Below are 26,933 nucleotides of genomic sequence, written 5' to 3' on the forward strand. Positions count from 1 at the left end.
ATCCACTTATCAGAGACCCGGCAAGAGGTCGAGAACAGCCGAAAAGAATTTGGGATGCCAGTGATCCCCTATGTTAAAAAACAAGATGTGTTTGAAGCCAGGGTCCTGGCAGCCCACTGCGTGCATGTTGATGATGGAGAGGTGAAGACCCTTCAGCATCACCACATCGGAGTGGCTCATAATCCTTCATCCAATATGAAATTAGCATCCGGATTCGCACCAGTGAATAAAATGCTGGCTGCTGGGCTGCATGTTGGCATCGGAACGGATGGTGCTGCTTCTAACAACGACCTGGATATGTTCGAAGAGATCCGCCTGGCTGCTTTCCTTGCGAAAGGTATCAGCGGAGATCCGACCACCTTGCCGGCGCCGGTAGCATTAACCATGGGTACCCGCATGGGCGCCGACGCCCTGCAATTGGGTAAAATCACCGGTTCTTTGGAACCGGGTAAACGGGCTGATTTGATCCTGGTGGACATCTCGCGGGCTCACAATACCCCTCGCTTTAAAAGAGAACCAGAGGCTATCTACGCACAATTGGTATACGCTACCCATCCATCAGATGTGACGGACGTTATGGTGAATGGGAGATGGCTAATGCGGGATCAGCAATTACTGACCATTAACGAGCCTGAGCTGCTTGCTAAAGCTGAGATATATGCCCGAAAGATCGATGCATTCCTTCATGAACGTGAACACTCAGTATTGTCGAAACTGATCGCCATCGGTGGAGCATCTGAAGAGGAAAGTTACGAGGTGCAGGTAAAAGTTGCCCTTGAGGATCCTCAGATCGTTATCAATGCAGTGCATCAACCCGGCATTGAGGTTCTCCATCACCGCCACTACCATGAATACGATACGTATTTTTCTTTTTCAGATGCTTCTCAGGGTTACTTACGCTACCGTGAAGATGAAGCCATCGATGTCAATGACAAGATCAGCAGTATACGGTATCGCCTCACCTTGCTTGGCCCTACTCGAGAAGGAAACTTATCCAGTGACGCCTTATTATCTCGTAGCCGGTTTATTGCGCCTGCCAATCATAGCTTGCGTTTTTATCGCGAATATTTCAAGCCTGCTCACGAAACCGTGATCGAAAAACATCGCCTGAGATGGCGCATCCTCTATCATGGTCTGGAATTTTTTATAAACCTGGATCGAATGGACCAGCCTGCGTTGGGCCATTTCCTTGAAGTAAAAAGCCGGACCTGGAGCCGCAGAGACGCAGAGCATAAAGCCCAGGTATCCCGTGAATTAATCAAATCACTTGGAATGACCAACGAGCCTTCAGTTTCGCAGGATTATATAGAGCTCGTCAGCTCAAGCCCCACCGGATAATGGGAGAAATTACTTCATCTCCATTGACCCTTGATCATCCGCAAGTATCAAGGTTTCGGCTGGATCGCGTCTCGGTAATTGTCGGCGGTCATCTCGTCCAGGATACGTATTCGGCATTTCTGGCTCCCCTGCTTCCAAGCCTGATTGAAAAACTAGCTCTATCCTATACTCAGGCTGGTGTACTATCAGCGGTTACCCAATTGCCTTCCCTCCTAAATCCGTTGATCGGCTATTTGGATGATAAAGTAAACCTGCGCATCTTCATCATCCTCGCTCCGGCGATCACTGCCACGATGATGAGCTGTTTGGGTGTTGCTCCAACTTATCCCAGCTTGTTATTCCTGCTTCTGATTACCGGGGTAAGCATTGCTTCATTCCATGCGATTGCTCCCGCGATGGTCGCCCGTGAATCGGGTAGCCAGGTGGGTAAAGGGATGAGCCTTTTCATGGCAGCAGGTGAGATGGGCCGAACGATTGCCCCATTGGTTGCTGCCTGGGCACTACTCACCTTAACCCTGGAGCACATGTTCCCATTAGCTGTGTTTGGTTGGATTGCCTCGTTGATCATCTTTATCCGCATCAAGGGAATTCCCGTCCATATTGGAAATCGGGTTCAACTTAAAGCGGCTCTGCCGGTTGCACGGCGCTTATTTATTCCCCTGTTCGCATTTTTGTTTTTTCGTAGTTTCCTGATCACCGGAATGGGTGTTTATTTGCCCACCCTTCTGCAAGGTCAGGGTGCCAGCATATGGATGGCCGACATCTCTCTGACGATCTACCAGCTGGCAGGTGTATTTGGAGCCTTATTCGGAGGCACCATCAGCGATCGGTATGGACGAAAACCAGTACTTTTCATTGCTTCTCTCCTTGCCCCTTTAACAGTGATGTTCTTCCTCAGAACCAGTGGATGGCTGGCATTGCTCGTATTGATCTTTGCCGGTATTTTTAGCCTTTCGTCGCAGCCGATCATGCTTGCTATTGTCCAAGATCATCTTCCTGACCATCGCTCGGTAGGCAATGGTCTGTTCATGGCGATTAATTTCATCTGCTTATCTGTTGCCGCAGTTGGCATTGGCGTAATAGCAGACCGAATGACACTATTCCAGGCATTCCAGGTTACGGCGATATGTGGATTAATCGCCGTTCCGTTGATTTTTTGGTTGCCCACCCCGCCTGCTGCTCGAGTCAACCCGCAAACAGTAGAGGTCAAGGATTGAAATATCCATGAATCAATATCTATCTTTTGCAACCAGCCTCGCTATTGAAACTGGCGGATTATTATCAAGTTTCTTCAGTGAATGTGGCATCCAGGCTTCCCCGAAACCTGATCAGACGGTTGTTACAGAAGCAGACTTTGCTGCAGACAGGCTGATCACAGATAAGATTCATCAACACTTTCCCCAAGACGGCATCATCACTGAAGAATCCGCCCACCTCGTCAATGATATTCATGCACCGATCTGGGTGGTCGATCCTTTGGATGGGACGACGAATTTCAGCCTCGGACTACCCGTATGGGGAGTATCGATCGCTCGGCTTGTTCACGGAATCCCAAATCTAGGCGTGCTGTATTTTCCGCGGATTAATGAGCTGTATACTGCGGTGGCTGGGTCAGGAGCAGCACTAAACCACCAACCCATCGCCACAAAAGCACCTGATCCAAACCAGCCGATGTCTTTTTTTGCCTGTTGTTCGCGCACTTTTCGGACATTCGATGTATCCATACAATATAAACCGCGTATCTTCGGTTCTTGTGCCTATTCCTTCTGTATGGTTGCCCGTGGGTCGGCGTTATTGGCCTTGGAAGTAACCCCGAAGATATGGGATCTGGCTGCCGCCTGGCTGCTTGTTGAAGAAGCCGGTGGCATGATCAATGCCTTGGACAGTACACCGATTTTTCCGCCACAGTTAAATTTGGATTACGGTACAGCAAGCTGGACAGTGCTGGCAGCTGCCACACCGATGCTGATGGAAATGGGAAGAAGTAGGATTCACAGAAAAGCTTAAGTAACTTAGATCTTTCTCCAAGGGTTATACTTCTTGCGCAATCATAAAACTTAATAGTACGGTCAACATACAGCGGATTTCTTAAGATAAGAGCATCAGGAGGACATAATAAATATGGAATATCATCGTTTAGGTCAATCGGGTTTACAAATATCTGCATTATCATTCGGCGGATGGGTGACAATCGGGGGACAGATCGGTGAAGACCTCTCTCACGAATGCATGCAGGCTGCTTATGATGCTGGAGTCAATTTCTTCGATACTGCTGAATCCTACGCCCATGGGAACGCTGAGATTGTGATGGGCAATGTGATCAAAAAAGCGGGTTGGAAGCGTAGAGATTTGGTGATTTCGACTAAATTGTTTTGGGGAGGGCGGAAGCCAAACTACACGGGACTATCGCGCAAGCACATCATCGAAGGAGCCAGAGCCAGCCTTGCCAGGCTGCAAATGGATTATGTCGATCTCATTTTCTGCCACCGACCTGACATTTACACACCGATCGAAGAGACCGTGCGGGCCATGAATTTCCTGATCGATCAAGGGCTGGCTTTTTACTGGGGTACTAGCGAATGGAGTGCTGACGAGATCATGCAAGCGTATTCAATTGCCCGCCAGTACAACCTCATCCCACCTACCATGGAGCAACCTGAATACAACATGTTCAGGCGCGATAAGGTTGAGCGTGAATTTCTCCGTCTTTATCAAGAGATCGGCCTTGGAACAACCATCTGGAGCCCACTGGCCAGTGGGATGTTAACTGGAAAATATAGCCAGGGTGTTCCTCAGGGAACGCGCATTACCCTTGAGGGGTATGATTGGCTGAAGGAAGGCTTTGAAAATGAAGAAGGCAAACAACGAATTGAAAAGGTAAAGAAGCTTGCCCCGATTGCCGAAATTCTGGGAATATCATTAGCACAGATGGCTATTGCCTGGTGTCTGAAGAATCCAAATGTGAGCAGCGTGATCACGGGTGCATCAAAACCTGAGCAGGTCATAGAAAATATGAAAGCCTTGGATGTGACTGATAAAATGTCCCCGGAAGTATTTGAGCGGATTGAAGCTGTGCTGCAGAATAAACCCGAGCCCATATCGGATTATCGATAGATACTGACCACAGGAACCTGACCTGTTATGACTTATACAGGTCAGGTTTACTTGGAAATGAGTTTTTAAGGTTATCTTTTGCTAATCGGCTGGCGTAGGATCGTTCGCAGCTTTTCGGGGGGTGTCTTACGAGCATCGCTTAAATATATCTCATGGTGTTTCCCATCAGGTCGATACCCATTCCTTTCGATAAACGCATGCATATCGGCTATCGTTGCCGCTTCTTCTGCATATGGACCGATATATAAGATCTGAACGGCACTCCCTTCCGAATATCTCTCAAACCTGGTTTTATTCAGAATAGGATTGTCACTTTTGTCGTTCACCTTGAGCCTGATTTTTTCAAAATTTTCCTGAGTTACCCAATCGGGCTGCATGATCATCATCGTCCATTTCCATCGATATTTATTTGCGAGTGTGAATTCACGCATGTCATCCATCCACCACAATCCTTCCAGAGGTGGAACAACATGGTCAAATCCTTCAGTTTTCAAGGCAAACTTTATTCCATAGGAGATCGAATAAAGTGCTTCGATCGATTGCTGATATTCAACGGTTGTATTTGGATCACCAACTCCGTCAAGCATTAAGAAATTCATCGATGGCACTTCGACTATGTGAAAACCTTTGATTTTCGGATCGTAAAGAGATTTTTTAGATTTCTTGAAATCGACTTTGATAGCCATTAATATTCTCCTATCAATCCGGCATGATAAATGTATCTGCGATGGATAATATAGTTAATTATATACTTGAACGTATAGGTAAATATCCTTCGGACGACTTGACGAGCCGATTAATTGTCATTTTGTTATAATGATGGCTATAATATCCCAATGCTAGTGCGACGGAGGCGCTAATCTGGAAAATCACCGTTCAACTCATCCCTTAGCCGATTCCTTGGTACCAAGAAAACAATCTGACCAGTTACAGCCAGGTTCCGTCCTGATTAATCGTTATGCCATCCAATATGTGGTTGGTGTGGGTGGGATGGGTGCGGTCTACTGCGCACGTGACCTACACTTCCCGAATGTTGTAAAGCGGGTAGCGGTGAAGGAAATGATCAACGTGGTCCGCGATCCAGCCATTCGAGAGACCATCGTCAAGAATTTCGAACGTGAAGCAAATATCCTCGCCACTTTAGATCACCCATCCATTCCTCGCATTTACGATTACTTCACAGCAGATGATCGCTCATATCTGATCATCGAGTTCATTGAAGGAAAAGATCTGGAAGCCATTGTCAGCGAATCGCAGGATTTTCTCCCAGAAGAGCAAGTAATGAATTGGGCTATTGAACTGTGTGATGTCATCAGTTACCTGCACAACTATAAGCCAGAACCGATCATTTTTCGTGATATCAAGCCATCCAATATCATGATTAACACTCATGATCATATCCAGCTGGTTGATTTCGGTATCGCCAAGACCTTTCAACCTGGGCAAAAAGGAACCATGATTGGCACAGAAGGATACTCACCTCCCGAGCAGTACAAAGGTGAAAGTACCCAGCGCGCCGATATTTATGCCCTAGGTGCAACCCTTCATCACGTATTAACCAGACGTGATCCACGTCTTGAGCCACCTTTCTCATTTGATCAGAGAAAAATCCGGGCGATAAACTCATCAATCTCCCCAGAGCTGGAAGCAGTGATCTATACAGCTCTTGCCTATGAGCCGGAGAAACGCTTCTCGAGTGTAGAGGTAATGAAAGAAGCTCTGCTTGCGTCTGCGAAGAAGACTGGATTGCTGCATAAGCTACCTGCTGCGATCAAGTCGGTTTCGCGGGAGAACGCAGAGATTTCCACGGCATGGAAATTTGAGTGCGAAGATGAGATTCGCGGCACACCTACATATGTCGCAGGGACGATTTATGTTGGTTCTTATGACAATAACCTTTACTCCTTGAACGCCGCAACCGGAGAATTCAACTGGAAGTTCGCAACGGAAGGTGGGATCGTCAGCCGCCCTGCTGCCCATGAAGGAAATATATATATAGGCTCTGAAGACCAGCGTTTATACTGTATCAATATGCGCTCAGGGCAGGAAATTTGGTCTTATTATTCCAATGGACCGATTCGCTCCTCCCCTTATATCGCTGAAGGGCATGTCTTCATCGGATCAGATGATGCATTTCTCCATGCTGTGAACGCCTTAAGTGGCCGGCGCGCCTGGAGAATTGACGCAGGTTCGCAGGTACGATCGACTCCGTTATTACTCGGCGAATTGATTTATTTCGGTACGGAAGCTGGTGACTTGTTCTGTGTCGACTTGCGAGGCAATGTAAAATGGCGTTTTAAAGCCAAGCGAGCATTAACCTCGTCACCTGTCCATGCCAATGGGATTATATATATCGGCTCAGTGGATACCCTGCTATACGCCCTGGACGCAAAATCAGGTTACATAATCTGGCGTTTCCGTATGGCAAAGGCTTCCATTTCAACGCCTTTTATCGCCGATAATTACATTTTTACCGGTTCGGTTGATTCCCACATCTATTGCGTTGATATCCATTCGGCCAAGGAAGTATGGACCTATGCAACCGAGAACCAGGTGACCAGCTCTCCCATATCGTATCAGGATTCTGTATATTGTGGTTCTGTCGATGGGTCAATGTATTGCCTGGAATTTCGTTCAGGCCGCCTGCGATGGAAGTACCAGACCAAGGGCCCGGTCACCGGCAATGCGGTTATCGCCAATGACGTGCTTTATTTCGGTTCCAACGACCACAAGATTTATGCAATCGCCTTATAAGTGAAAAGGTATTGGAGGCTTCTGCGTGCCGTCATTCTTCCGAAAAATCGTCAATAAAAATAAAACTGAAGGTGATTCGAGATCACCATCCAGCGCTAGAGATGAAGTGAGGCTACCGGGCGATCCCGAAGCGCCAGCCAGTGCGAAAATAGAATCTGGCGGTCAAAATTTAGCAGAATTTCTTGGATTGGAAGTCCCTCAGATCGTGGTTGGTGTCGCTCAATCGAAAGGTATTCAACGCACAAATAATGAAGATGCCCTATATACGCTTGCTGGGAATGTGTTATCCGATGGACGGGCGATAAAATTTGGTCTCTTCATAATCGCTGACGGAATGGGTGGGCATGAGAATGGCGAGTTGGCCAGCAGCCTCGCAATCGAGATATTTTCTGAACATATCGTCAAGGCGATTTACGTCCCTTTGCTTGCCCAGACTGGCAACCAAATCGATCGTTCTATCCAGGAGATAATGGGCGAGGGGGTGATCATGTCTCACCAGGCAATAAAACGAGCAGCGTTAGGTGGAGGGACCACCCTGACAGCATTGCTCGTCATAGGTGACCAGGCTACTCTTGCCCACGTAGGTGATAGCCGGGCATACTCCTTATCTGTTGATGGGAAGCTGGATTTGCTGACACATGACCATTCTTTAGTAAAACGCATGGAAGAAATTGGTCAGCTCTCACCGGACGAAGCTTCCGTCCATCCAAAACGGAATCTCCTTTATCGGGCTGTTGGTCAGGGAGACAACCTTGAAGCGGATATTACCAGTTTCTCTCTCGTAGAAGGTTCTACACTGATGCTGTGTAGCGATGGTCTTTGGGGGGTAGTTGACGAAAATGTCCTCGCAGATGCGCTCCGGAAATCAGCTGAGCCGCGCATCTTGTGCCAGTCATTGGTTGATGCTGCCAATACAGCTGGTGGACCAGATAACATCTCGGTGATCATGATTCGATTATAAGGTTGATCCCTATGGAAGACCTGACACTCTATGACTACTTGTGTATCCCCAGAGATGCCTCCCAGGAGGAAATTCGGCGTGCATACCGCCAGCTCGTCTTGCACCTGCATCCCGATACCAATGTCAATAAGGGTGATACCCAGCTTTTTCTGGATATTCAACAAGCCTATGAAAGTTTGTCAGATCCGATCAAGAAAGATGATTACGATAGGCACCTGCCGGCTGAGTCTCCACTTGATTATCCCATTGCGATAAAAACAAGCTATAGCCAGCCAGTCGTGGCTCGTTTACCAGAACCGCAGCTGGTTTATGCACTACTCGATTTGACCTTGATCGCAGACACGAAGGAATGGGTTTCTTCAACTCCCTTGAATATTTCAATGGTTGTTGATTGTTCCACATCAATGCAGGGTATCAGGTTGGATGCGGTAAAAATGACAGTCATTGACTGCCTGCGCAAGCTTCAGCCAAGTGATATTTTCTCCCTGGTTAAATTTAACGATTTTGCTGAGCTGCTCCTTCCACCGGTAAATCAGGCAGACATAAAGTCTGCGGAGATGAAAGTGCAGCTGCTCCGAGCAGAAGGTGGCACGGAGATTTATAAAGGGTTGGAAATGGGTTTTACCCAGGTCAATAAAAATTTTTCTACCCAGAGAATTAATCACATCATCCTGGTAACGGATGGTCGTACGTACGGGGATGAAGCCCAATGCCAGCAGCTTGCTGAACAATGTGCAGCTTCACAGATTGGTATCAGCGCACTCGGCATCGGAAATGAGTGGAATGATCGTTTCCTCGACCAAATCACCGCGAATACAGGTGGAATTTGTAAATACATTCCTGATAGTGGTGATATCCGCAACACAATCCTTGATGAAATTTCTCGCCTCGGCTCATGCTTAACCGAACAAATTAACTATAATATTCACATACCTGAACATATCGAGATATCCTCCATCTACCGCCTCCAACCAGATGCATCTCCACTTGAGCCACGTTCACCAATAAATCTGGGGAATCTGCCACACTTTGGCAATATGAATGTCTTGTTTGAGTTTACAGTCAAGGATATTCCGTCCGGTACAGCTGACCTTACACTTTCTAAAGGTTTTATCTACTACGAGATTCCTCGCCACACCCGCAAAACCAGGTATGTCAATCGCTTGGCTTTCTCCCTGCCGGTAAGTTCCGAGCCTGTAAAATCACTCCCACCCACATCGATCTTGAATGCGATAACATTCCTATCGCTTTACCACATGCAGGAGCGCGCAAGCGTCGAGATGAACAAGGGCAATCACACCTCAGCAGCCAGGTACATGGAGAATATGGCTACTCAGCTTTTACAGAAGGGTGAACGCAATCTGGCACAATCAGTGCTGACTGAAGTGACGAACCTCCGCAATAATCAATCCTTCAGTGAAGATGGAGAAAAAAGGATAAAATATGGTACTCGGGCTTTGCTTCTCCCGCCAGGGGGCAAGCCGAATAAACTATGATCAGCTGTCCAAACTGTGGGAATAAAGAACTACCCGGCGCACTTTTTTGTAAAGAGTGCGGCACTCAATTTACTTCTTTCCGTGAGCCAACCCTGGTGATACCTACCAGCCTCGGAGATCAGCTTCGCAAAAACGCTGATCATGATCCTGACCACGCATTGCCAATGAACCCTGAAAATCCTCGCTTGTCTTTGTTTCTGGTGGAATCAGGTGAAGTAATTACTCTCGAGGGGCTCACTGAGTTCACTATCGGCAGGTCATCGGAAGATCAACCCATCCTGCCCGATGTTGACCTGGCACCTTATCACGCATATGAGTATGGAGTATCCCGTTTGCATGCTTCCATTGAAATCAACCAGTCATCAATAATCCTGATCGATTTCGGTGCAGCCAATGGGTCGTCACTAAATGGCCAAAAAATGACTCCGAATAAACCATATCCGATCACACACGGCGATATATTTTCCTTGGGAAAAATGAAGATTCAGCTTCTCGTGAATCGCTAAGAAATGTGAGGTAGCTATGCCCTACACAATCATCCTACACCCTGCCGGTGAAGAGCCAATTATAGGCGAAGTGGAAGAGTTACCACTGCCAACCGACATCACCATTACCGTTAATTCCCCAAGACGGATTGATGGGAAAGAGCTGCATTACCTATCTGAAAGTGTTCTGACTGTGATTTGGCCGATTGCCAGGTTGAATTTTATTGAAATATTACCGACTAAAGCAGAAGAAGAGATCATTGGCTTTGTTCGAGAATGAACGAAATGATGCCAGATACTCATTTTAAAAACTATCGCATCCTGGTTGTCGACGACGAACAAAGGATGGCAAAATTCATCCGTTTGAACCTGGAACACGATGGATTCCGTGTCGCGGAAGCATTCACCGGCACTCAGGCAATGGACCGGCTACGTACCTCCATGCCTGACCTGGTCCTGCTCGATGTGATGCTGCCTGATCTGGATGGCTTTGAGGTGCTAAAAATGATCCGCGCCATAAGCACCGTGCCAGTGATCATGGTGACAGCTAAAGGGGAGGAAGAAGAACGCATCCATGGGTTAGAGCTGGGTGCCGATGACTACGTCACCAAACCATTCAGTCCACGCGAATTGGTAAGCCGGGTCAGGGCTGTTTTGCGACGTACCGAGCTGACAACAGATAGCACGCATGGGTTGATTGAAGTCGATGACCGGTTGAAGATCGATTTCGACCGGCATGAAGTATGGTTAGAAGGAAAGCTGGTTAATTTACGCCCGACCGAATACCGTTTGCTATATTATCTCGTGCAGAATGCTGGCTGGGTGGTATCCCATGATCAAATACTTACCAATGTCTGGGGCTATGAGTACCGCGATCAACCGCATTATGTTCGCCTTTATATAAATTATTTACGTCAAAAAATCGAGAAAGATCCAGCTCTACCGGTGTATATCCAAACTGAACGGGGTTTAGGTTATCGTTTTGTTGACTTCCGGCGCGAGCATCCTCAGGAACCACCGGATAAATACCCTGCTCAAGCCGATGGAAATCCTTCCTGATATTTGTAGTTAAAGGTGGAAAATATGACCAATAAACAAAGGATATTGCTGGTAGATGATCACGAGGTTGTACGTTTGGGTTTGAAATCCTTACTTGAGCGCCATCCAAGTTTTGAGGTCGTTGCTGAAGCGAGCACAGCCCGAGAAGCAGTGGAACGCGTTGCTGCCTTTACCCCGGATGTGGTGGTCATGGATATCCGCTTGCCGGGTGGCTCAGGAATCGAGGCTTGCCAGGAGATCGTAGACAAGTACCCCGATACGAAAGTCATCATGCTTACCTCCTATGCCGAAGATGAAATGCTCTTCTCAGCGATCCGCGCTGGAGCTGCAGGTTATGTGCTAAAGCAGATCGGGGGGGAAGATCTGATCAAAGCCATCGAGGCGGTTGGCCGAGGGGAAGCTTTGCTTGATCCTGCAGTAACCCAACGAATCTTCCAGGAAGTCCGCAAAGCTGCCAGGGAAGAAGAAGCCTCTGCCTTTTCTGCACTCACTCAGCAGGAACGGCATGTCTTGATGCTTGTGTCGGAGGGCAAAACGAATCGTGAAATCGCCAAGGCACTCTTCCTGGGAGAAGGGACAGTGCGAAATTACGTCAGCAGTATTCTTTCCAAGCTTGGCGTCAGTAACCGTGCTGAAGCAGCTGCATATGCGGTTGAGCATAATTTAAAGGATTATCTATAGCAATCTTTATGAATATTTTTGTTTCACACTGCCAGTTTCGAATGCTCTGAAATCCTCCAAAATAGTATAGTTCCAGCAGGTTTTACGTAACCAAATCCAATTATTTCCGTATACAGAACTAAATCGTTACTAAAGGAGATATGCAATGAACGAAATACAACCTTCAGAAAATATGCCTCCTGTTCCGCAGGAAGAAGTACTCCCTCCCCAGGCACCCCCTCCTCAAGCATCTCCTCAAGGATTGAGCACTTCGGAGGAACATACCTGGGCTATGCTTGCCCATCTAAGTATCTTGCTCAATCTAATCACTGGCTTCCTGGGTGTGATTACTGCCCTGGTGATTCACTTGGTCTATAAAGAACGCTCAAACTACGTTGCCTACCAGTCGATGCAAGCCTTCTTATTCCAATTAATTTGGTGGGTCGGCGGAGGCTTGTTAGTGGGACTTACTTGGGTTATAGCTGGCACTCTTACCGCAGTTATTGTAGGGATTTGTTTGTGGCCGGTTGCTTGCCTGATTACTTTCATACCTGTTGCCGCTTTGGTTTACGGGATCATTGGTGCCGTTAAAGCCAATTCTGGTGAAGATTTCAAGTATTGGCTGATTGGTGATTGGGTGCGTGGCGAACTGACCCGCTCTTGACTTTTGCCTGATAAAACCTTAGAATTAGCCGGCTGCAGTCAAGGAAACAAAGAAGAGACCTGGTGATCACCAGGCACCGAAGGGGCAAGCCTCATTTTGATGATCGAGGTGAAACTCTCAGGTAGAAGGACTTTGTTTCTAGAAAGCTCTGAAGAGCCAGTTTTATTCGATCGCTGGCACCGTTGGGGCAAACGCTCTCGCAAGTCTACAACTTCGAAGCGCTAATCTCTCAGGTAGAATACAGAGACGCACATGTACGAGTGCGTCTCTGTTTATTTACATTTTATGCCTTGTGTATATGCTAGTTCGTATTAAAATCTACCTACAACCTTTCATTGGAGGCATCTCATGAACATTCCCAGTAACTTGAAATATTCCGAAAGCAACGAATGGATCAATTTTGAAGGAAAGACCGGCACAGTTGGCATATCTGATTATGCTCAAAATCAGCTATCAGATATCGTCTTTGCTGAAGTCATCGTTAGTGAAGGGGATCAGATAAAAAAAGGTGACACGATTGCTACAGTTGAATCAGTCAAAGCTGCCGCGGATGTGTATTCTCCGGTATCCGGTACAGTCACGAGCGTCAATGAAGATTTGGGCGGTGCACCCGAGGTGATCAATACCGATCCGTATGGTGCTGCCTGGATCATTAAAATCGAGCTGGCAGATCCTGGTGAACTGAATGCCTTGTTGGATGCTACTGCCTACGAAAAATCGATCCAGGAAGGATAATAGGAGCAATTATGTTTATTCCTCATACAGATGCCGATCGGCAGGCAATGCTGCAAACGATCGGCATTGACAGGCTGGAAGACCTGTTCAGGGATATTCCAGCCAAGCACCGGTTCCCAAGTTTAGACCTACCGCCTGCCCTAACTGAGATGGAAGCTTCAGCCTCGTTACAGGATATCGCCCAGGCGAATGAAAGTGTGCGAGAATTATCCTGTTTTCTGGGCGCAGGTGCATATAACCACTATGTTCCGGCTGCTGTTGATGCGATCATTAGACGGGGAGAATTCTTGACGGCTTATACACCCTACCAACCCGAATTGTCTCAGGGCACCTTACAAGCAATTTTCGAATACCAAAGTAATGTCGCGGCTCTGACGGGTATGGAGGTCTGTAATGCCTCCCATTATGATGGTGCGACTGCAGTGGCTGAGGCTGTCAACATGGCTTACGCAAATTTCCGGGGGAAACGCAACAAGGTCATCCTTTCTCCGGCACTCCACCCGCAGTACCGCCAGACTGTCCGGACTTATGCTGAAGGAACACCACTCCAAATCGTCGGTGATGAGCCTGGTGCAGATTTGCTGGCTGATCCCACCTACCTGATACCCCAGGTCGATGTGAATACTGCCCTGGTGGTGGTCCAATATCCCGACTTCTTTGGGCGAATTTATGACTATACGAACCTGGCAGAAGCGGTGCATTCCATGGGCGCCTTGCTGGCCGTTTCCGTCAACCCAATCGCTTTGGGATTGCTCAAAGCCCCAGGATTTATGAATGCTGATATTGTCACAGGTGAAGGCCAACCTTTGGGAATACCCCTATCTTTCGGTGGGCCATATCTGGGTTTATTTGCTACCCGCAAAGAATATGTGCGAAAAATGGCTGGACGCCTGGCAGGTGAAACGGTTGATAACCGCGGCCAGCGAGCTTATGTTTTAACCTTAACTGCGCGTGAGCAGCATATCCGTCGCGAAAAAGCAACCTCGAATATCTGCACCAACCAGGGATTAATGGCCCTGGCCTCCACAGTATATATGAGCCTGTTGGGCAAAAACGGTCTGCGCCAGGTCGCCGAGCTCTGCTACCACAAGGCGCACTATGCTGCGGAAGTCATCTCCCGGCTGCCTGGATATTCCCTGTGGTCTAGCACGCAGTTCTTTAACGAATTCGTAATTAAGACCCCTGCACCAGTTTCAGAAGTAAATGATCTACTGCTTGACCATGATATCCTGGGAGGATACGACCTGAGCCAGGATTATCCTACCCTTCCCAACCATCTGCTTGTGGCAGTGACAGAAATGAATTCCCGCGAGGATATTGACCAGTTCGCGGAAGTGCTGTCGGAGGTGTCAAATGGGTGAGCCTCAATTATGTGAGATCTCCGTGACTGGTCGCCAGGGGGTCAGCTACCCTGCTCCTGACGTGCCACTCAGCCCCCTACCGGACGGTTTGCTTCGTGACGATCTGCCCATGCCTGAGTTGTCCGAGCTGGATGTGATCCGCCACTACACGCGCCTCTCTCAGCTGAACTACAGTATCGATACAGGATATTATCCATTGGGTTCCTGCACGATGAAATATAACCCGAAGATCAACGAAGAAACGGCTCGCTATTCTGGTTTTGCTCTCACCCATCCGCTCCAACCTATCGAAACCGTCCAGGGCAACCTTGCACTGATGTACACCTTGCAGGAGTGGCTAAAAGAGATCGCCGGATTTGCCGGGGTAACTTTACAACCAGCTGCTGGTGCACACGGTGAGCTGACCGGTGTGCTGATGATTCGAGCCTACCACCGCTCTCGCAACGATAACAAGCGGGATAAGATCCTCATTCCCGATTCAGCTCATGGCACTAACCCGGCTACATCGGCGATGAGTGGGATGCGGGTTGTTGAGATCAAGTCGGATGCCCGCGGCAATGTGGATCTGGAGGCACTCCGCCTTGAATGTGACGACACCCTGGCGGGCTTGATGTTGACCAATCCCAACACCCTGGGTCTCTTTGATGAGCACGTGGAGGAAGTCATCCGCCTGGTCCACGCTGCTGGTGGATTGGTGTATGGAGACGGAGCGAACCTGAATGCGTTACTTAGCATTATTCGGCCAGGAGATGTGGGTTTCGATGTGATGCACTTCAATTTACATAAGACCTTCTCCACGCCTCATGGCGGTGGTGGACCAGGGTCAGGCCCTGTAGGTGTTGCCGCTCACCTGGTCGATTTTCTCCCATCACCGTTAGTAGCCATCCTTGAAAAAGGGGACGATGAGCTGCCACCCTTATACGGTTTTGTCACTCCCTCGAAAACCATTGGCAGAATGAAGTCATTTCACGGCCACTTCGGCATGCTCGTCCGTGCATTTACCTACATCAGCATGTTTGGCAGTGCTGGCTTGCGTCAAATTGCCGAGCATGCAGTACTGAACGCCAACTACCTGCTGGCCTTAATCAAAGATACCTACCACCTCCCATATGACAGGCTGTGCATGCATGAATTCGTTGTTGAAGGTCAGTGGCCCGATGCCCCAGATATCCATGCCCTGGATATATCCAAACGTCTGATGGACTATAAGTTCCATCCACCCACCAACTATTTCCCATTGATTGTTCATGAGGCGTTGATGATCGAACCCACGGAATCTGAAAGTAAGGAAACCCTGGATGCATTTGCAGACACGTTGAAGAAAATCGCCGAAGAAGCCCATAAAGAACCAACACTGCTTAAGGAAGCCCCGCATATCACCCCAGTGGGCCGGCTTGACGAAGTGAAAGCTGCCAAAGAATTAGTGTTATGTTGTGGAGTGGGTTCCCTGGAATAGCAAACCATCGAAAAAGCCTGGTTTTTAGAAACCAGGCTTTTTTCTTGCAACCCAAAGCATGGCCAAAGGATGAATGGTATCCGCTATTGTCACCTTACAGATTCCTAATTAAGCTAAGCTGGAGTTAATGTTACAATTGCCATTCGATTCCCTTACCGGTGATGATTTATGGATAAAATAAATCCCGTAGAATTCGAATTCATCACACCCCGCCCAACCGTTGAGATTCATTTGCCTGATGGACGGGTTATATGTGGTCAGCGCGGGGCAGCGGTTGGGAAATTTCTCTCAATTCTGGAGTCTTCCTCTTCAGCTCCCATCGTTGGCGCAATTGTGAATGGTGAGTTACGTGAGCTGACATTCCCGGTTCGCATCGAAGCCAAGGTAACGCCTATTTCGATGGAAGATCCTGATGGGATGTTGATTTATCGGCGATCGCTCACATTTTTGCTGGAAGCAGCTTTTGAAGAAAAATATCCAGATGCTACCCTGACCATTGATCATTCTGTTTCCTCAGGTGGGTATTACTGCGAAGTCAGCGACCACGCTCCGTTGACCGATATAGAGCTTAATTCTCTGGCTGATCATATGCGGTCTATTGTTGAGGAAGACCTGCCTTTTACCAAGCGTGAAGTGCCTTTAGTTGAAGCCATTGCTTATTTTGAAGCCAAGGGTTTTGAAGACAAGGTCCGCCTGCTAGCCCACCGCCAAAAAGACTATTTAACCCTATACCGCCTCGGTGACCATCAGGACTACCACCATGGTTATATGGTCCCTTCAACGGGTTATTTGAAGTGGTTCAACTTGATTCCCACCAATGGCGGCTTCACCATTAATTTCCCCCGCCGGAAGCTCCCCACTCACCTACAACCCATGCCAAGCTACCCCAAATTGCTGGCAACTTTCCGCCGTTACGGGCAGTGGCTGGATAGGTTGGGTATTGCCAGCGTGGGTACGCTGAATGATGCCATACTGGCGGGCCGTATCCATGAGATCATCCTCGTTTCCGAAGCCTTGCACGAGGAACACGTGGCTGACATCGCCGAGCAGATCACTGCACGGGTTAACCTCTCCGATCCTACGAGAGCGGTCCGAATTATCCTGATCGCCGGACCTTCATCAAGTGGTAAAACCACCCTTTCCAAGCGCCTCACCATCCAGTTATTATCCCAGGGGCTATCACCCTATCCCCTTGAAATGGATAATTATTTTATCAATCGGGATTTAACTCCAAAGGACGAAGAAGGAAATCCTGATTTTGAATCACTGGGAGCGGTGGATACACACCGGCTTGCCCAGGATATGCGTCACCTGGTCGCGGGTGAATCCGTCCGTATGCCACACTACAACTTTAAAACCGGCCAATCGGAACCGGGTGACCTGATACAGCTTCAACCTGGGCAGCTGGTTATCTTGGAAGGTATCCATGGATTAAATCCTGAGCTTTTACCGGATTTTCCCATCGAACAGACCTTTCGCATCTATGCTTCTGCCCTTACCCAACTTAATCTCGACCGTCATAACCGCATCTCCACCACCGATACGCGCCTGGTCAGGCGTATCGTCAGGGATGCTCGCGAGCGTGGATATACTGCCCGCGATACCATCCAACGCTGGGAATCGGTCCAACAAGGGGAGAAAACCTTTATCTTTCCCTACCAAGAAAATGCTGACATCATGTTCAATTCTGCCTTGGCCTATGAGTTATCTGCACTAAAACCATATGCTGAACCCTTGCTCCGCCAGGTTCCCTTCGGGACCCGTGAGTACATCGAAGCGAAACGCATGCTGGCTCTATTGGAGTGGTTTCGACCGATCTCATCCGAGTTAATCCCCGACAATTCCATCCTGCGCGAATTCATTGGAGGTTCGATCCTGAAAGAATTCAAGCTTTGGAACGCGGCCGGGTAATATACTTTTTGGGACATCATCGAAATGGATATATCAGATAAATTCATGCGCACCATACGGGTGCGCAATGAACAGCAATTGGGTACACTCGGCCGACTTTTAGTTTCCGTAGCTGAGGCTGGCGGAGATGTCGGTGAAGTTCGCCTGATCCAGGAAACTTCCCGATATACGCTCAGAGATATCTCGATCTATACCCAAGACGAAGCCCACATGGAACGAGTGTTGCAGGCCATGCAAGCCAATCCCGGCACACGCATCCTTGCCATTCGTGATGAAGTACTCGAGCTGCATCAGAAAGGGAAAATCGCCATTCGCAGCCGGATTGCTGTGGATAGTCTTTTTACCTTACGCCGGGTCTATACCCCGGGTGTGGCTGAAGTCTGTTTGAGAATCGCCAACGACCCATCCCTCGCCCGCCAGTACACCGCCATCAGCCACCTGGTAGCCATTGTAACGGATGGCACCGCCATTCTCGGCCTTGGGGATATTGGCCCCGTCGCCGGGATGCCCGTGATGGAAGGCAAAGCCATGCTGATGGAGACCCTCGTCGGGCTTTCTGGTGTGCCGATCCTGTTAAATACCAAAGATCCTGATCAGATTATTCAAACGGTGGAAAATATCGCTCCCACGTTTTCAGCCATTCAGCTCGAGGATATCTCAGCTCCACGCTGCTTCGAAATTGAAGAGGAACTGCAGGCGAGCCTGGACATTCCTGTGATGCATGATGACCAGCATGGGACCGCCGTAGTGAAGACCGCTGCGCTAACCAACGCCTGCCGGATCACCGGTCTCCCGCTCGATAAAGTGGTGATCGGCCAGATCGGGCTGGGTGCTGCAGGGAATGCAATTGGCCGCATGTTGATGAAGCTGACCGGTAACCCAGTTCTGGGGGCAGATTTATCCGAGGCTGCACTAAACTTTTTTCAACAGTCGGGGGGTAAGCGCTCCAACCTCAAGGAAATCATGCAGGAATGTGATGTGGTGGTAGCAACCACCGGGGCTGCAGGCTTGATCAAACCGGAGATGGTACGCAAGGGTCAGATTATCCTTGCGCTCTCGAATCCCAACCCTGAGATCGATCCGGACCTGGCGATCAATTCTGGCGCAGCCTTCGCAGCGGATGGAAAATCAGTCAACAATGTATTGGGTTTTCCAGGTATCCTGCGCGGTGCGGTGGATGCTTATGCCAAACGCATCAGTGATGAAATGTACCTGGCTGCAGCGAATGCGATCGCTGACCAGACCTTACCCGATGAGCTGGTGCCTAACCCTCTGGATAAAAAAGTGCATCGTGCGGTTGCACGCGCGGTCGCACAAAAAGCGATTCAACAAGGCTTGGCTCGTGCCGAATTTATTCCCTATGCGGAGGAATAACTAACCCAAAGAAGTAAAGAATCAAAAATTTCAGGCACGCAACGAAGAAGGAGAATGGTTGGATGACAAGTAAACATCGTTTTCTCATCGCAGCAATAGTTATGGCAGTGGTCATCCTGATTGGTGGTTTATTTCTCGATCAAAATCGACGCACATCAGCGTCTGAGTTGCCAACGACCGATATATCTTTGGGGGTAACCAAATCGGATCAGCTCGTTATCCGATTTTACTATGACAGTCAGGATCAATTGAATGCAGTTGCTGGATTATTGGACACCTGGGAAGTGCATCCATTACCTCGTATAGGCTCGAACGCAGGTTATGCAATTGCAGCAGTCTATCCGTCACAAATGGATTGGCTCGAATCACTTGGATATCGGGTCGAGGTGGACCAAGAATATACAGCTCTTCTCCAATCATCCCTGGCCCCATTAGATCCCCGCTATTATTATTTTGATAACTATGTTACGAATGGTAACGACCTATACATGGTGGATTTCATGCGGGGGATAAGCGATACCTATTCGAGTATTGCAGAACTGATTGACATCGGAAATGCCTGGCAGGCAGCGCAAGGTGGACATATCCGCGATATGTGGGTGATGCGGATAACGAGCGAAAATCCCAACTTCGGCCCTATCGAGGATAAACCAGCTTTTTTCTTATTTGCCAATGTGCATGCCCGCGAAGTCACAACCCCTGAAATGGCGATTCGCTATATAAAATACCTTACATCTGGATATCTTAGCCAGGGCGGATATGAGATCGATCCTGATGTAACCTGGCTGGTAAACCACCACGCAGTATACATCTTAGTTTCGCAAAATCCCGACGGACATGCGATAAATGAAGCAAATTGGTCGCTCTATAGGCGAAAAAATATGGATACTGCTGGCTGCACTTACGATCCAAATAATTGGGGTGTTGATTTGAATCGGAATAGCAGTTTTAAGTGGGGATGTTGTGGTGGTTCGAGTGGGAGTCCATGTGCTGAGACATATAGGGGTCCAACAAGAAACTCAGAACCGGAAACCCAGGCTTTTCAAACCTTTTTTGCCTCAATATTCCCCGATCAAAATGGTAATAATGGTGATGATCAGATCCCCGGCGCAGCACCGAATAATGCAACAGGCATTTTTCTCTCCCTGCATTCTTATGGAGACGAAGTATTATGGCCATGGGGTTTTGATGATAGCTTGAACCCACCCAACGGCGCACAATTAACTACAATTGGCAGGAAGTTGGCTTATTTAACCTCCTACTATCCCCTTCATAATCTATATACCGTTGATGGTGATAACGCTGATTGGGTTTATGGGAAGTTTGGTGTACCGGCTTTCACTTATGAAATAGGAGCGGATTCTGGTACATGTGGAAATTTCTTCCCATCATATACATGCCAGGATGGAGAAGGAGTACCTAGAAATTTTTGGGCTGAAAACCGTCCTTCTTTCATCTACCTACACAAGATTGCACGCACACCTTATCTGACTGCGTATGGTCCTGATTCGAACTCACTTTCAGTTACCCCAGCTTCAGTCATCGCTGGTGACCCGGTCGAGCTAACAGCTTATATTCGGGATTACCGATATGCTGGCGATCCGGCAGCGAATATTGGTGGAGCTGAATTTTTTATTGATACGGAAGGTACTGACGGAGCTGGCATAGCATTGTCTCCCAGTGATGGCAGCTGGGGTGGTTCTTTTGAAACTGTTGAATCTATTGTCGATACCACAGACCTATCTGTTGGCCAGCATTACATTCTTGTCCACGGTAGAAATGTAAACGGTGATTGGGGTCCATTTACCGCAATTTTCTTGACCATTGCTAGAGAAGATGCACCGACTGCTGACTTTACCAGTAATAGTCCAGTTGTGTTGGGAGAAGAAATGCTGTTCACTAACACCACCACTGGCACTGAACCCATCACTTACGAGTGGGATTTCGGTGATGGAGTGACAACTACGGAGGTTAGCCCTGTTCACTTGTATTTGGGTGATGGTGATTTCATCGTTACTTTAGTTGCCACAAATACCTATGGCACAGATGAAATAAGTATACTAGTTTCGGTCTTCCCACCTGCTCCAATAGCTGATTTCACTAGCAATAGCCCGGTTGAGTTTGGTGAGCAAGTTGTCTTTACCAACACAACCACAGGCACTGGACCCATCACTTACGAGTGGGACTTCGGCGATGGAATAGGAACGTCTACTGAAACCAATCCAACCTATTTATATACCGCACCAGGAATTTTCACCGTAACCCTGGTCGCCACGAACCCTGGCGGATCTGACCTGGTCACACAGTTAGTTATTGTTAATAAGCTCAAGATATTCATTCCCATATCATCGAAATAGGTTCACAGGGTGAGGTAAATTTCGAGTACAATTTGCACCACCCAATCGATATAATTTTTCGGAGGTTCACATGACCAAAGCAGCTTTACGCGAACAACGCCGCGCCGAACGCATCGCCCGCAGGAACCGGCAGCGTGCCATCCTCGCCGCAATTATCATCCTGGCTGTTGCTGTCGTTGCTTTCCTGGTGATCAGGGATTACGTCAATAAATCAAATGCCGCAGCAACCCCAACCCCAGCAAGCGCATCCAGTGGCTCATATCCCATCGGTACTTTGGATTCCACACCACCCGCACCATCCGCGAATGCAGTGACCACCACCTCCGGTCTCGTTTATGAAGACCTGCAAGTGGGCGATGGCGCTGCCGCTAAAGCCGGCGATACTGTTTCAGTTAATTACACCGGCTGGTTGGAAGATGGCACTAAGTTCGATTCATCCCTTGACCGTGGTCAAACCTTTGACTTTCCGCTTGGCTCAGGTCAGGTAATCCCCGGCTGGGATGAAGGTGTCCAGGGCATGCAAGTGAACGGTACCCGTCTACTGGTCATACCTCCGACATTAGGATATGGATCGCAAGCCAACGGACCCATCCCAGCAAATTCCACCCTGATCTTTGAAGTCCAGCTGGTGGGCATCCAGTAAATAAAACCGGGCGTTCAAAAAACACGCCCGGTTTTCATATTAATTTACCATACGCTATTTATTAGCGATGATGGTCTCTTTCAGAACATTAGCTAAACGTTCAACGCCTGTCTGGATCTGATCAGGGTTGGAATACGAGAAATTCAACCGCATCGTGTTTTCTCCACCACCCAGGGCGTAAAATGAGGTCCCTGGAACGAAGGCAACATTGCGTTTTACTGCCACCTTGAAGATTTCTGTCGTGTCCAAGCCTTTGGGCAGCATCCCCCACAGGAACAAGCCTCCCTTCGGTTTGGTCCACGTTACTCCAGGGGGAAATAATTCTTCCATTGCATCCAGCATTATGTTTCGCCGTTCACCGTAGATACGCCTGATCAACCAGATGTGCCTGTCAAGGAAACCACCGCGTGCCACTTCATACGCCACAATTTGGTTGAAAGTAGCGGTATGCAAATCGGCTCCTTGCTTCGCCTGAACCAGCTTGCGGATTACCTGCGTCGGAGCAATCACCCAGGCAAGGCGTAAGCCAGGCGCCAGTGTTTTCGAAAATGTGCTTAGGTAGATCACATTACCGGCATATTCGTTTGTGCCATTCTTTCGAAACTCATTATCCAGGTATACGATAGAAGGTAAATTTTCACCCTCATAACGCAACTGTCCATATGGATCATCTTCGATGATCGGGACGCCATAACGGTCAGCGATCTCGATAAGCTGTTTCCTTCGCTCAAGCGAGAGTGTCACTCCGGTCGGATTCTGGAAATTCGGTAGGACATAGATGAACTTCACCCCAGACCGCAGGGCGTTCTCCAGCTCATCGGTGATCATCCCATTTTCATCCATGGGGACAGTCACATACTCCGCCCCATATGAGTTCCAGGCTTGTAATGCACCCAGATAAGTTGGCTCCTCCACCAGGATCCGGTCACCCCGGTTAATGAATACCTTACCGATCAAATCCAGGGCTTGTTGGCTGCCACTGGTGATGAGGATATTGTCAGATGAAACGCTTACTCCGTAACGCGCCGTGTGACGAGCGATCATCTCCCGCAGCGGTCGGTATCCTTCCGTTGCCCCATATTGGAGCGCCTCAGCCCCCCATTCTTTTAATACAGTCTCACAAGCTGCAGAAAATTCATCTACCGGGAAGACATCAGGTGCTGGCAGGCCACCCGCGAAAGAGATAACTTCTGGGTTTTCGGTTAGCTTAAGTAATTCACGAATTGCAGAGCTTTTCATCCGCTGTGTCCGTTGGGCATATCGATGGTCCCAAGGTGTTTCCATTCAGTCACTCTCCTTTAAGGCTTGTATTTGAAGGAAGACCGTCTTGCTGTAATGAGCAGGTGCCGGTCTTCAACGTTTACAATTTCGGAAAACGACGCATGATATGAGCGGGTGAAGGTAGGATTACTCGCTCACCCACTTTCAGTGCTCCTAATACTTTACTGCTATCCTTTGGTGCTCCCTGGTAAATATAGATAATCGTCCCTTTCTCAGCGCTCTTCGAGTCAATATAAGCTTGTCCTGTCAGGTAGCCATCCATGTCAACCGCGCAGCTGGTGACGTACCCCAATACCTTACCACGCCAATCTACCACTGGGTCACCCAAATGGGCCATCCTGACACCTTTCTCATCGAAGCGGAAGCGAACCAGCTCGCCCTTGCGCTGCTTTTCCTTCACCAGGAAAGCCTCACGACCTATAAACCATGGCTTGTATGTCTTAACATACTGGCCGAAACCAGCTTCAGCCACTCCCAGCTTGAGCTCTCCACCCATCTCGTGCCCATACAGAGGCAAACCGGCTTCCGTACGGAGTGAATCGCGTGCCCCCAGGCCACAAGGTTTGAGCCCGTAATCCTTGCCAACTTCCAGGAGAGCATTGAACAGGTCATCCGCCCGGGCTGGATGCACGAATATTTCGTAAGAGAATTTCTCACCAGTGTATCCCGTGCGTGATATCACCAGGTCGAAGCCCCCTAAAGACACTTCGCATATCCTGGTCCTCGTAAGGTATCGTATGCAACAACGTGTATCTTCATCGCACCCCAGCCCCATTAGGATTTTTCGAGCCATTGGGCCCTGCAACGCAATGTCTACACGCATATCACTGCCTTCTTTAGGATCCTTTAAATTACGCAGGATGGCGTGATGGCCAAACACCCTCGTCCATGGGCGGTGATTGTCGACTTTAACTTGCCCATTCTTGACGGCATTTAACCAGGCCCAATCCTTATCGAAGTTGGCTGCGTTGACCACGATGAGCATTTTTTCTGGGCTGCGCTTATAAACGATCAGATCATCGATCACGTTAGCCTCAGGATCAAGCAAGTGGGTATAGCACGACTCACCTACTGCCAGATAACTGATGTCATTCGCCACCACGCTGTCAAGGAAGGCTGCCCCATCCGGTCCTTCCACTTGCAGCACGCCCATGTGGGCAACATCGAACAGTCCTGCGGTCTGCCTGACCGCCAGATGCTCTTCCATCACCGATGTGTACCAGACAGGCATCTCCCAGCCGGCATAGGTGATGATCTTGGCACCCAGTCTCTTGTGGGTGTCAAATATGGGGGTGCGCTTGGGTGCACCTTCCTTTTCTTCCCAGTTGAATACCGGCAGTGCTTCGCCTTTTCCATCTTCCATACCGATATAATACGGTTTTGGGGCAAACACATCACCCTTTATCGGGATATCTGGATCAACCTCGGCTACCTGGACTACAGTCAATCCCGGTAGCTTTTTCAATGGGTCCGGATCGAAGGCAACATACCCATCAGATAGATCTCTAAGCCATGCTGCTATGAGTGCTAGCTTTTCGGAAGGGATTGTCAGGTTATATTCATGAGTATCCACACAACGCAAGGTCCCATCGATTGCGCCGTTTGGAGTACTGATGCGTGTGGGTTGGGTATTGCCAGGTTCAAGTATCTCAACATCACTGGCTAAGGCTTCGCTCAAGAAAAGCCTGACTCGCTCACCCGAAAGCTTCAAGACGGACCATGCTCTCTTAGGTGCAGCATCATCCAGGTAATAAAAGTGGGGGTAACCATGCCGGCTGGCGGTAAAATCGATTCCTGCGCTTTCTGCCAGATTACGAACCTTTATTTTTGCTTCCTCCAGGGTTTTAAAGTCGACCTTTGCCCGCCGTAGGATACCATTAGCACCCATACGTCCATGGGGTTGTGTAGAAAACAGGATATCCGCTATGATATCCGCCAATTTCTTCATTTCCGCTTCTTTAAATCCACGCTGCGTGACCCAGGGTGTACCCATGCGTATACCCGATGGATCGGATGCGTCTTTATCACCAGGGATGGTATTGCGATTGACCACGATCCCGGCAATATCCAGGATGCGCGAAGCCATATCACCTGATAAAGCGGTGCCATCTTTCCCCACCACAGTTGTGCAAGCCAGGTTCATTAAGTGGGTATTGGTGCCACCGTATGCGATCCGGAACCCTCGTTGGCGCAAATCGTCTGTAAATGCAATGCAGTTTTTTACCACCTGGTGCTGCAGTCCCTTAAATTTCTCGGTCTTGGCGACTTTGAAAGCAACTGCCATCCCGGCATACGAATTTACGTGCGGCCCTCCCTGTTCACCGGGGAATACTGCGCGATCAATATCACGTGACATCTTCTCATCAAATGTCAAAATGCACGCCCCTCGCGGTCCACACAGCGATTTATGGGTGGTGAAGGTCACAACATCAGCGTATCCAACCGGAGAGGGATAAGCCCTCGCTGCCACCATGCCAGCAATATGGGCAATGTCGGCAAATAAGTATGCACCAACCTCGTCTGCGATCTTCCGGAACCGTCCCCAATCCACCGCCCAAGGATAGGATGAGTATCCCGCAATGATGAAGCGTGGTTTATGTTTTTTGGCCAGCTCCTCGACTTCATCATAATTAATCTGCTCAGTTTGCGCATCTACCGAGTAATGCACGGCGTTGTAATACTTCCCCGACCGGTTAACTGGCGAGCCATGCGTTAGGTGACCACCATGAAGCAGATCCATGCCCATGATCGTAGCACCAGGCTCAACCAGGGCATGATAGACCGCATTGTTTGCTGGCGCTCCCGATAACGCCTGCACATTCACATAAATGTCATCTGCATCGACGAGATCATTGGCAAAAAGCTCAGCACAACGGCGGCGAGCAAGCTCTTCGATCGTATCTGCGTACTCAACGCCCTTGTAGTAGCGTTTATCAGAGTAGCGTCTAAAATTGACCAGGCGAGCAGGAAAATCCATGATCTCTTTCTCAATCATGGTTCTTGTTTCTTCACGTGGATATCCTTCTGCGTAGATGTTTTGAAACGCTGAAGATAACGCTTCGCGCACTGCCATGGGAGCCTGGCTCTCAGACGGGATTAGGATAATCTTTCGATATTGTCTCTCAGATTCGAGTTGGGTTAATTCGAAAATAGCGGGGTCCAGCTCTGCCAGACTACCGCGAAACAAAAAGTCATCCATGATTTTCTCCTAGGTGCATTTTGGATCTTAATAACGCCATGTAAATTGTAGTCGCTTGCATTGCTTGGGTCAAGTAGTCACCTTC

General features: G+C 48.7%; 22 protein-coding genes and 1 riboswitch. Of the genes, 19 read left to right on the plus strand and 3 right to left on the minus strand.

Annotation, left to right across the window (positions count from 1 at the left end):
• From C3F13_12735 to C3F13_12750, 4 genes are all read left to right on the plus strand, one after another.
• Positions 1–1,338: amidohydrolase (locus tag C3F13_12735; GenBank protein PWB51771.1), on the plus strand; the 1,338-nt coding region annotated here is incomplete at its 5' end.
• Positions 1,338–2,555 carry an MFS transporter gene (locus C3F13_12740; protein ID PWB51772.1) on the plus strand — a complete coding sequence of 406 codons (1,218 nt, stop codon included), beginning with the start codon at positions 1,338–1,340 and terminating at the stop codon, positions 2,553–2,555. The genes C3F13_12735 and C3F13_12740, both read left to right, overlap by 1 nt.
• A 7-nt stretch (positions 2,556–2,562) precedes the next feature.
• A complete protein-coding gene (locus C3F13_12745) occupies positions 2,563–3,345 on the plus strand; it encodes a hypothetical protein (protein PWB51773.1) in 783 nt (260 codons plus the stop codon).
• Between the two features lie 114 nt (positions 3,346–3,459).
• On the plus strand, positions 3,460–4,452 hold the full coding sequence (locus C3F13_12750) for an aldo/keto reductase (protein PWB51774.1): 993 nt from the start codon (positions 3,460–3,462) through the stop codon (positions 4,450–4,452).
• A gap of 71 nt (positions 4,453–4,523) precedes the next feature.
• Here the strand turns inward: C3F13_12750 and C3F13_12755 are convergent, their stop codons facing one another.
• Positions 4,524–5,138 (minus strand): hypothetical protein, encoded by a 615-nt coding sequence (locus C3F13_12755; protein ID PWB51775.1) that lies wholly within the window; start codon positions 5,136–5,138, stop codon positions 4,524–4,526.
• A 304-nt stretch (positions 5,139–5,442) separates the two neighbouring features.
• Between C3F13_12755 and C3F13_12760 the strand changes: the two genes are divergently transcribed.
• From C3F13_12760 to C3F13_12830, 15 genes are all read left to right on the plus strand, one after another.
• Positions 5,443–7,206, plus strand: a complete 1,764-nt coding sequence (locus tag C3F13_12760) for a protein kinase (GenBank protein PWB51824.1) — start codon at positions 5,443–5,445, stop codon at positions 7,204–7,206.
• 10 nt (positions 7,207–7,216) lie between these two features.
• On the plus strand, positions 7,217–8,167 hold the full coding sequence (locus C3F13_12765; protein ID PWB51776.1) for a hypothetical protein: 951 nt from the start codon (positions 7,217–7,219) through the stop codon (positions 8,165–8,167).
• Between the two features lie 11 nt (positions 8,168–8,178).
• Positions 8,179–9,663 (plus strand): hypothetical protein, encoded by a 1,485-nt coding sequence (locus C3F13_12770; protein ID PWB51777.1) that lies wholly within the window; start codon positions 8,179–8,181, stop codon positions 9,661–9,663.
• Complete coding sequence (locus C3F13_12775) at positions 9,660–10,169, plus strand: hypothetical protein (GenBank protein ID PWB51778.1); 510 nt, start codon at positions 9,660–9,662, stop codon at positions 10,167–10,169. Before C3F13_12770 ends, C3F13_12775 begins: the two co-directional genes overlap by 4 nt.
• Before the next feature lie 16 nt (positions 10,170–10,185).
• A complete protein-coding gene (locus tag C3F13_12780) occupies positions 10,186–10,428 on the plus strand; it encodes a hypothetical protein (protein ID PWB51779.1) in 243 nt (80 codons plus the stop codon).
• 8 nt (positions 10,429–10,436) lie between these two features.
• Positions 10,437–11,207: a DNA-binding response regulator gene (locus C3F13_12785; GenBank protein ID PWB51825.1), complete on the plus strand. Its 771-nt coding sequence runs from the start codon at positions 10,437–10,439 to the stop codon at positions 11,205–11,207.
• 24 nt (positions 11,208–11,231) lie between these two features.
• Positions 11,232–11,888 carry a DNA-binding response regulator gene (locus tag C3F13_12790; protein PWB51780.1) on the plus strand — a complete coding sequence of 219 codons (657 nt, stop codon included), beginning with the start codon at positions 11,232–11,234 and terminating at the stop codon, positions 11,886–11,888.
• A 145-nt stretch (positions 11,889–12,033) separates the two neighbouring features.
• Positions 12,034–12,531, plus strand: a complete 498-nt coding sequence (locus tag C3F13_12795) for a hypothetical protein (protein PWB51781.1) — start codon at positions 12,034–12,036, stop codon at positions 12,529–12,531.
• Between the two features lie 39 nt (positions 12,532–12,570).
• Positions 12,571–12,674, plus strand: a riboswitch (glycine riboswitch).
• 205 nt (positions 12,675–12,879) lie between these two features.
• The gene (gcvH, locus tag C3F13_12800) at positions 12,880–13,266 is read left to right on the plus strand and encodes a glycine cleavage system protein H (GenBank protein ID PWB51782.1); all 387 of its coding nucleotides are present in this window, start codon (positions 12,880–12,882) and stop codon (positions 13,264–13,266) included.
• An 11-nt stretch (positions 13,267–13,277) separates the two neighbouring features.
• Positions 13,278–14,627, plus strand: coding sequence for an aminomethyl-transferring glycine dehydrogenase (locus tag C3F13_12805; GenBank protein PWB51783.1), 1,350 nt, complete (start codon positions 13,278–13,280; stop codon positions 14,625–14,627).
• The gene (locus C3F13_12810; protein PWB51784.1) at positions 14,620–16,083 is read left to right on the plus strand and encodes a glycine dehydrogenase (aminomethyl-transferring); all 1,464 of its coding nucleotides are present in this window, start codon (positions 14,620–14,622) and stop codon (positions 16,081–16,083) included. The genes C3F13_12805 and C3F13_12810 overlap by 8 nt, the downstream gene beginning before the upstream one ends.
• Before the next feature lie 168 nt (positions 16,084–16,251).
• On the plus strand, positions 16,252–17,994 hold the full coding sequence (locus tag C3F13_12815) for a nucleoside kinase (protein ID PWB51785.1): 1,743 nt from the start codon (positions 16,252–16,254) through the stop codon (positions 17,992–17,994).
• Between the two features lie 24 nt (positions 17,995–18,018).
• A complete protein-coding gene (locus C3F13_12820) occupies positions 18,019–19,368 on the plus strand; it encodes an NAD-dependent malic enzyme 1 (GenBank protein ID PWB51786.1) in 1,350 nt (449 codons plus the stop codon).
• A gap of 62 nt (positions 19,369–19,430) precedes the next feature.
• Positions 19,431–21,725, plus strand: coding sequence for a hypothetical protein (locus tag C3F13_12825; protein ID PWB51787.1), 2,295 nt, complete (start codon positions 19,431–19,433; stop codon positions 21,723–21,725).
• A 70-nt stretch (positions 21,726–21,795) separates the two neighbouring features.
• On the plus strand, positions 21,796–22,368 hold the full coding sequence (locus C3F13_12830) for a peptidylprolyl isomerase (GenBank protein ID PWB51788.1): 573 nt from the start codon (positions 21,796–21,798) through the stop codon (positions 22,366–22,368).
• A 54-nt stretch (positions 22,369–22,422) separates the two neighbouring features.
• On the opposite strand, the gene C3F13_12835 is transcribed toward C3F13_12830, so the two are convergent.
• Positions 22,423–23,652 (minus strand): aminotransferase, encoded by a 1,230-nt coding sequence (locus C3F13_12835; protein PWB51789.1) that lies wholly within the window; start codon positions 23,650–23,652, stop codon positions 22,423–22,425.
• A 76-nt stretch (positions 23,653–23,728) separates the two neighbouring features.
• Complete coding sequence (gcvT, locus tag C3F13_12840; protein PWB51790.1) at positions 23,729–26,848, minus strand: glycine cleavage system protein T; 3,120 nt, start codon at positions 26,846–26,848, stop codon at positions 23,729–23,731.
• Positions 26,849–26,933 lie beyond the last annotated feature (85 nt).

Source organism: Anaerolineales bacterium, from assembly GCA_003105035.1.
Lineage (GTDB): Bacteria > Chloroflexota > Anaerolineae > Anaerolineales > UBA4823 > FEB-25.

Coding starts and splice junctions, on each gene's coding strand:
- C3F13_12740 (PWB51772.1), top strand. CDS start 1,338: ATGGGAGAAATTACTTCATCTCCATTGACCCTTGATCATCCGCAAGTA.
- C3F13_12745 (PWB51773.1), top strand. CDS start 2,563: ATGAATCAATATCTATCTTTTGCAACCAGCCTCGCTATTGAAACTGGC.
- C3F13_12750 (PWB51774.1), top strand. CDS start 3,460: ATGGAATATCATCGTTTAGGTCAATCGGGTTTACAAATATCTGCATTA.
- C3F13_12755 (PWB51775.1), bottom strand. CDS start 5,138: ATGGCTATCAAAGTCGATTTCAAGAAATCTAAAAAATCTCTTTACGAT.
- C3F13_12760 (PWB51824.1), top strand. CDS start 5,443: ATGGGTGCGGTCTACTGCGCACGTGACCTACACTTCCCGAATGTTGTA.
- C3F13_12770 (PWB51777.1), top strand. CDS start 8,179: ATGGAAGACCTGACACTCTATGACTACTTGTGTATCCCCAGAGATGCC.
- C3F13_12775 (PWB51778.1), top strand. CDS start 9,660: ATGATCAGCTGTCCAAACTGTGGGAATAAAGAACTACCCGGCGCACTT.
- C3F13_12780 (PWB51779.1), top strand. CDS start 10,186: ATGCCCTACACAATCATCCTACACCCTGCCGGTGAAGAGCCAATTATA.
- C3F13_12785 (PWB51825.1), top strand. CDS start 10,437: ATGCCAGATACTCATTTTAAAAACTATCGCATCCTGGTTGTCGACGAC.
- C3F13_12790 (PWB51780.1), top strand. CDS start 11,232: ATGACCAATAAACAAAGGATATTGCTGGTAGATGATCACGAGGTTGTA.
- C3F13_12795 (PWB51781.1), top strand. CDS start 12,034: ATGAACGAAATACAACCTTCAGAAAATATGCCTCCTGTTCCGCAGGAA.
- gcvH (PWB51782.1), top strand. CDS start 12,880: ATGAACATTCCCAGTAACTTGAAATATTCCGAAAGCAACGAATGGATC.
- C3F13_12805 (PWB51783.1), top strand. CDS start 13,278: ATGTTTATTCCTCATACAGATGCCGATCGGCAGGCAATGCTGCAAACG.
- C3F13_12810 (PWB51784.1), top strand. CDS start 14,620: ATGGGTGAGCCTCAATTATGTGAGATCTCCGTGACTGGTCGCCAGGGG.
- C3F13_12815 (PWB51785.1), top strand. CDS start 16,252: ATGGATAAAATAAATCCCGTAGAATTCGAATTCATCACACCCCGCCCA.
- C3F13_12820 (PWB51786.1), top strand. CDS start 18,019: ATGGATATATCAGATAAATTCATGCGCACCATACGGGTGCGCAATGAA.
- C3F13_12825 (PWB51787.1), top strand. CDS start 19,431: ATGACAAGTAAACATCGTTTTCTCATCGCAGCAATAGTTATGGCAGTG.
- C3F13_12830 (PWB51788.1), top strand. CDS start 21,796: ATGACCAAAGCAGCTTTACGCGAACAACGCCGCGCCGAACGCATCGCC.
- C3F13_12835 (PWB51789.1), bottom strand. CDS start 23,652: ATGGAAACACCTTGGGACCATCGATATGCCCAACGGACACAGCGGATG.
- gcvT (PWB51790.1), bottom strand. CDS start 26,848: ATGGATGACTTTTTGTTTCGCGGTAGTCTGGCAGAGCTGGACCCCGCT.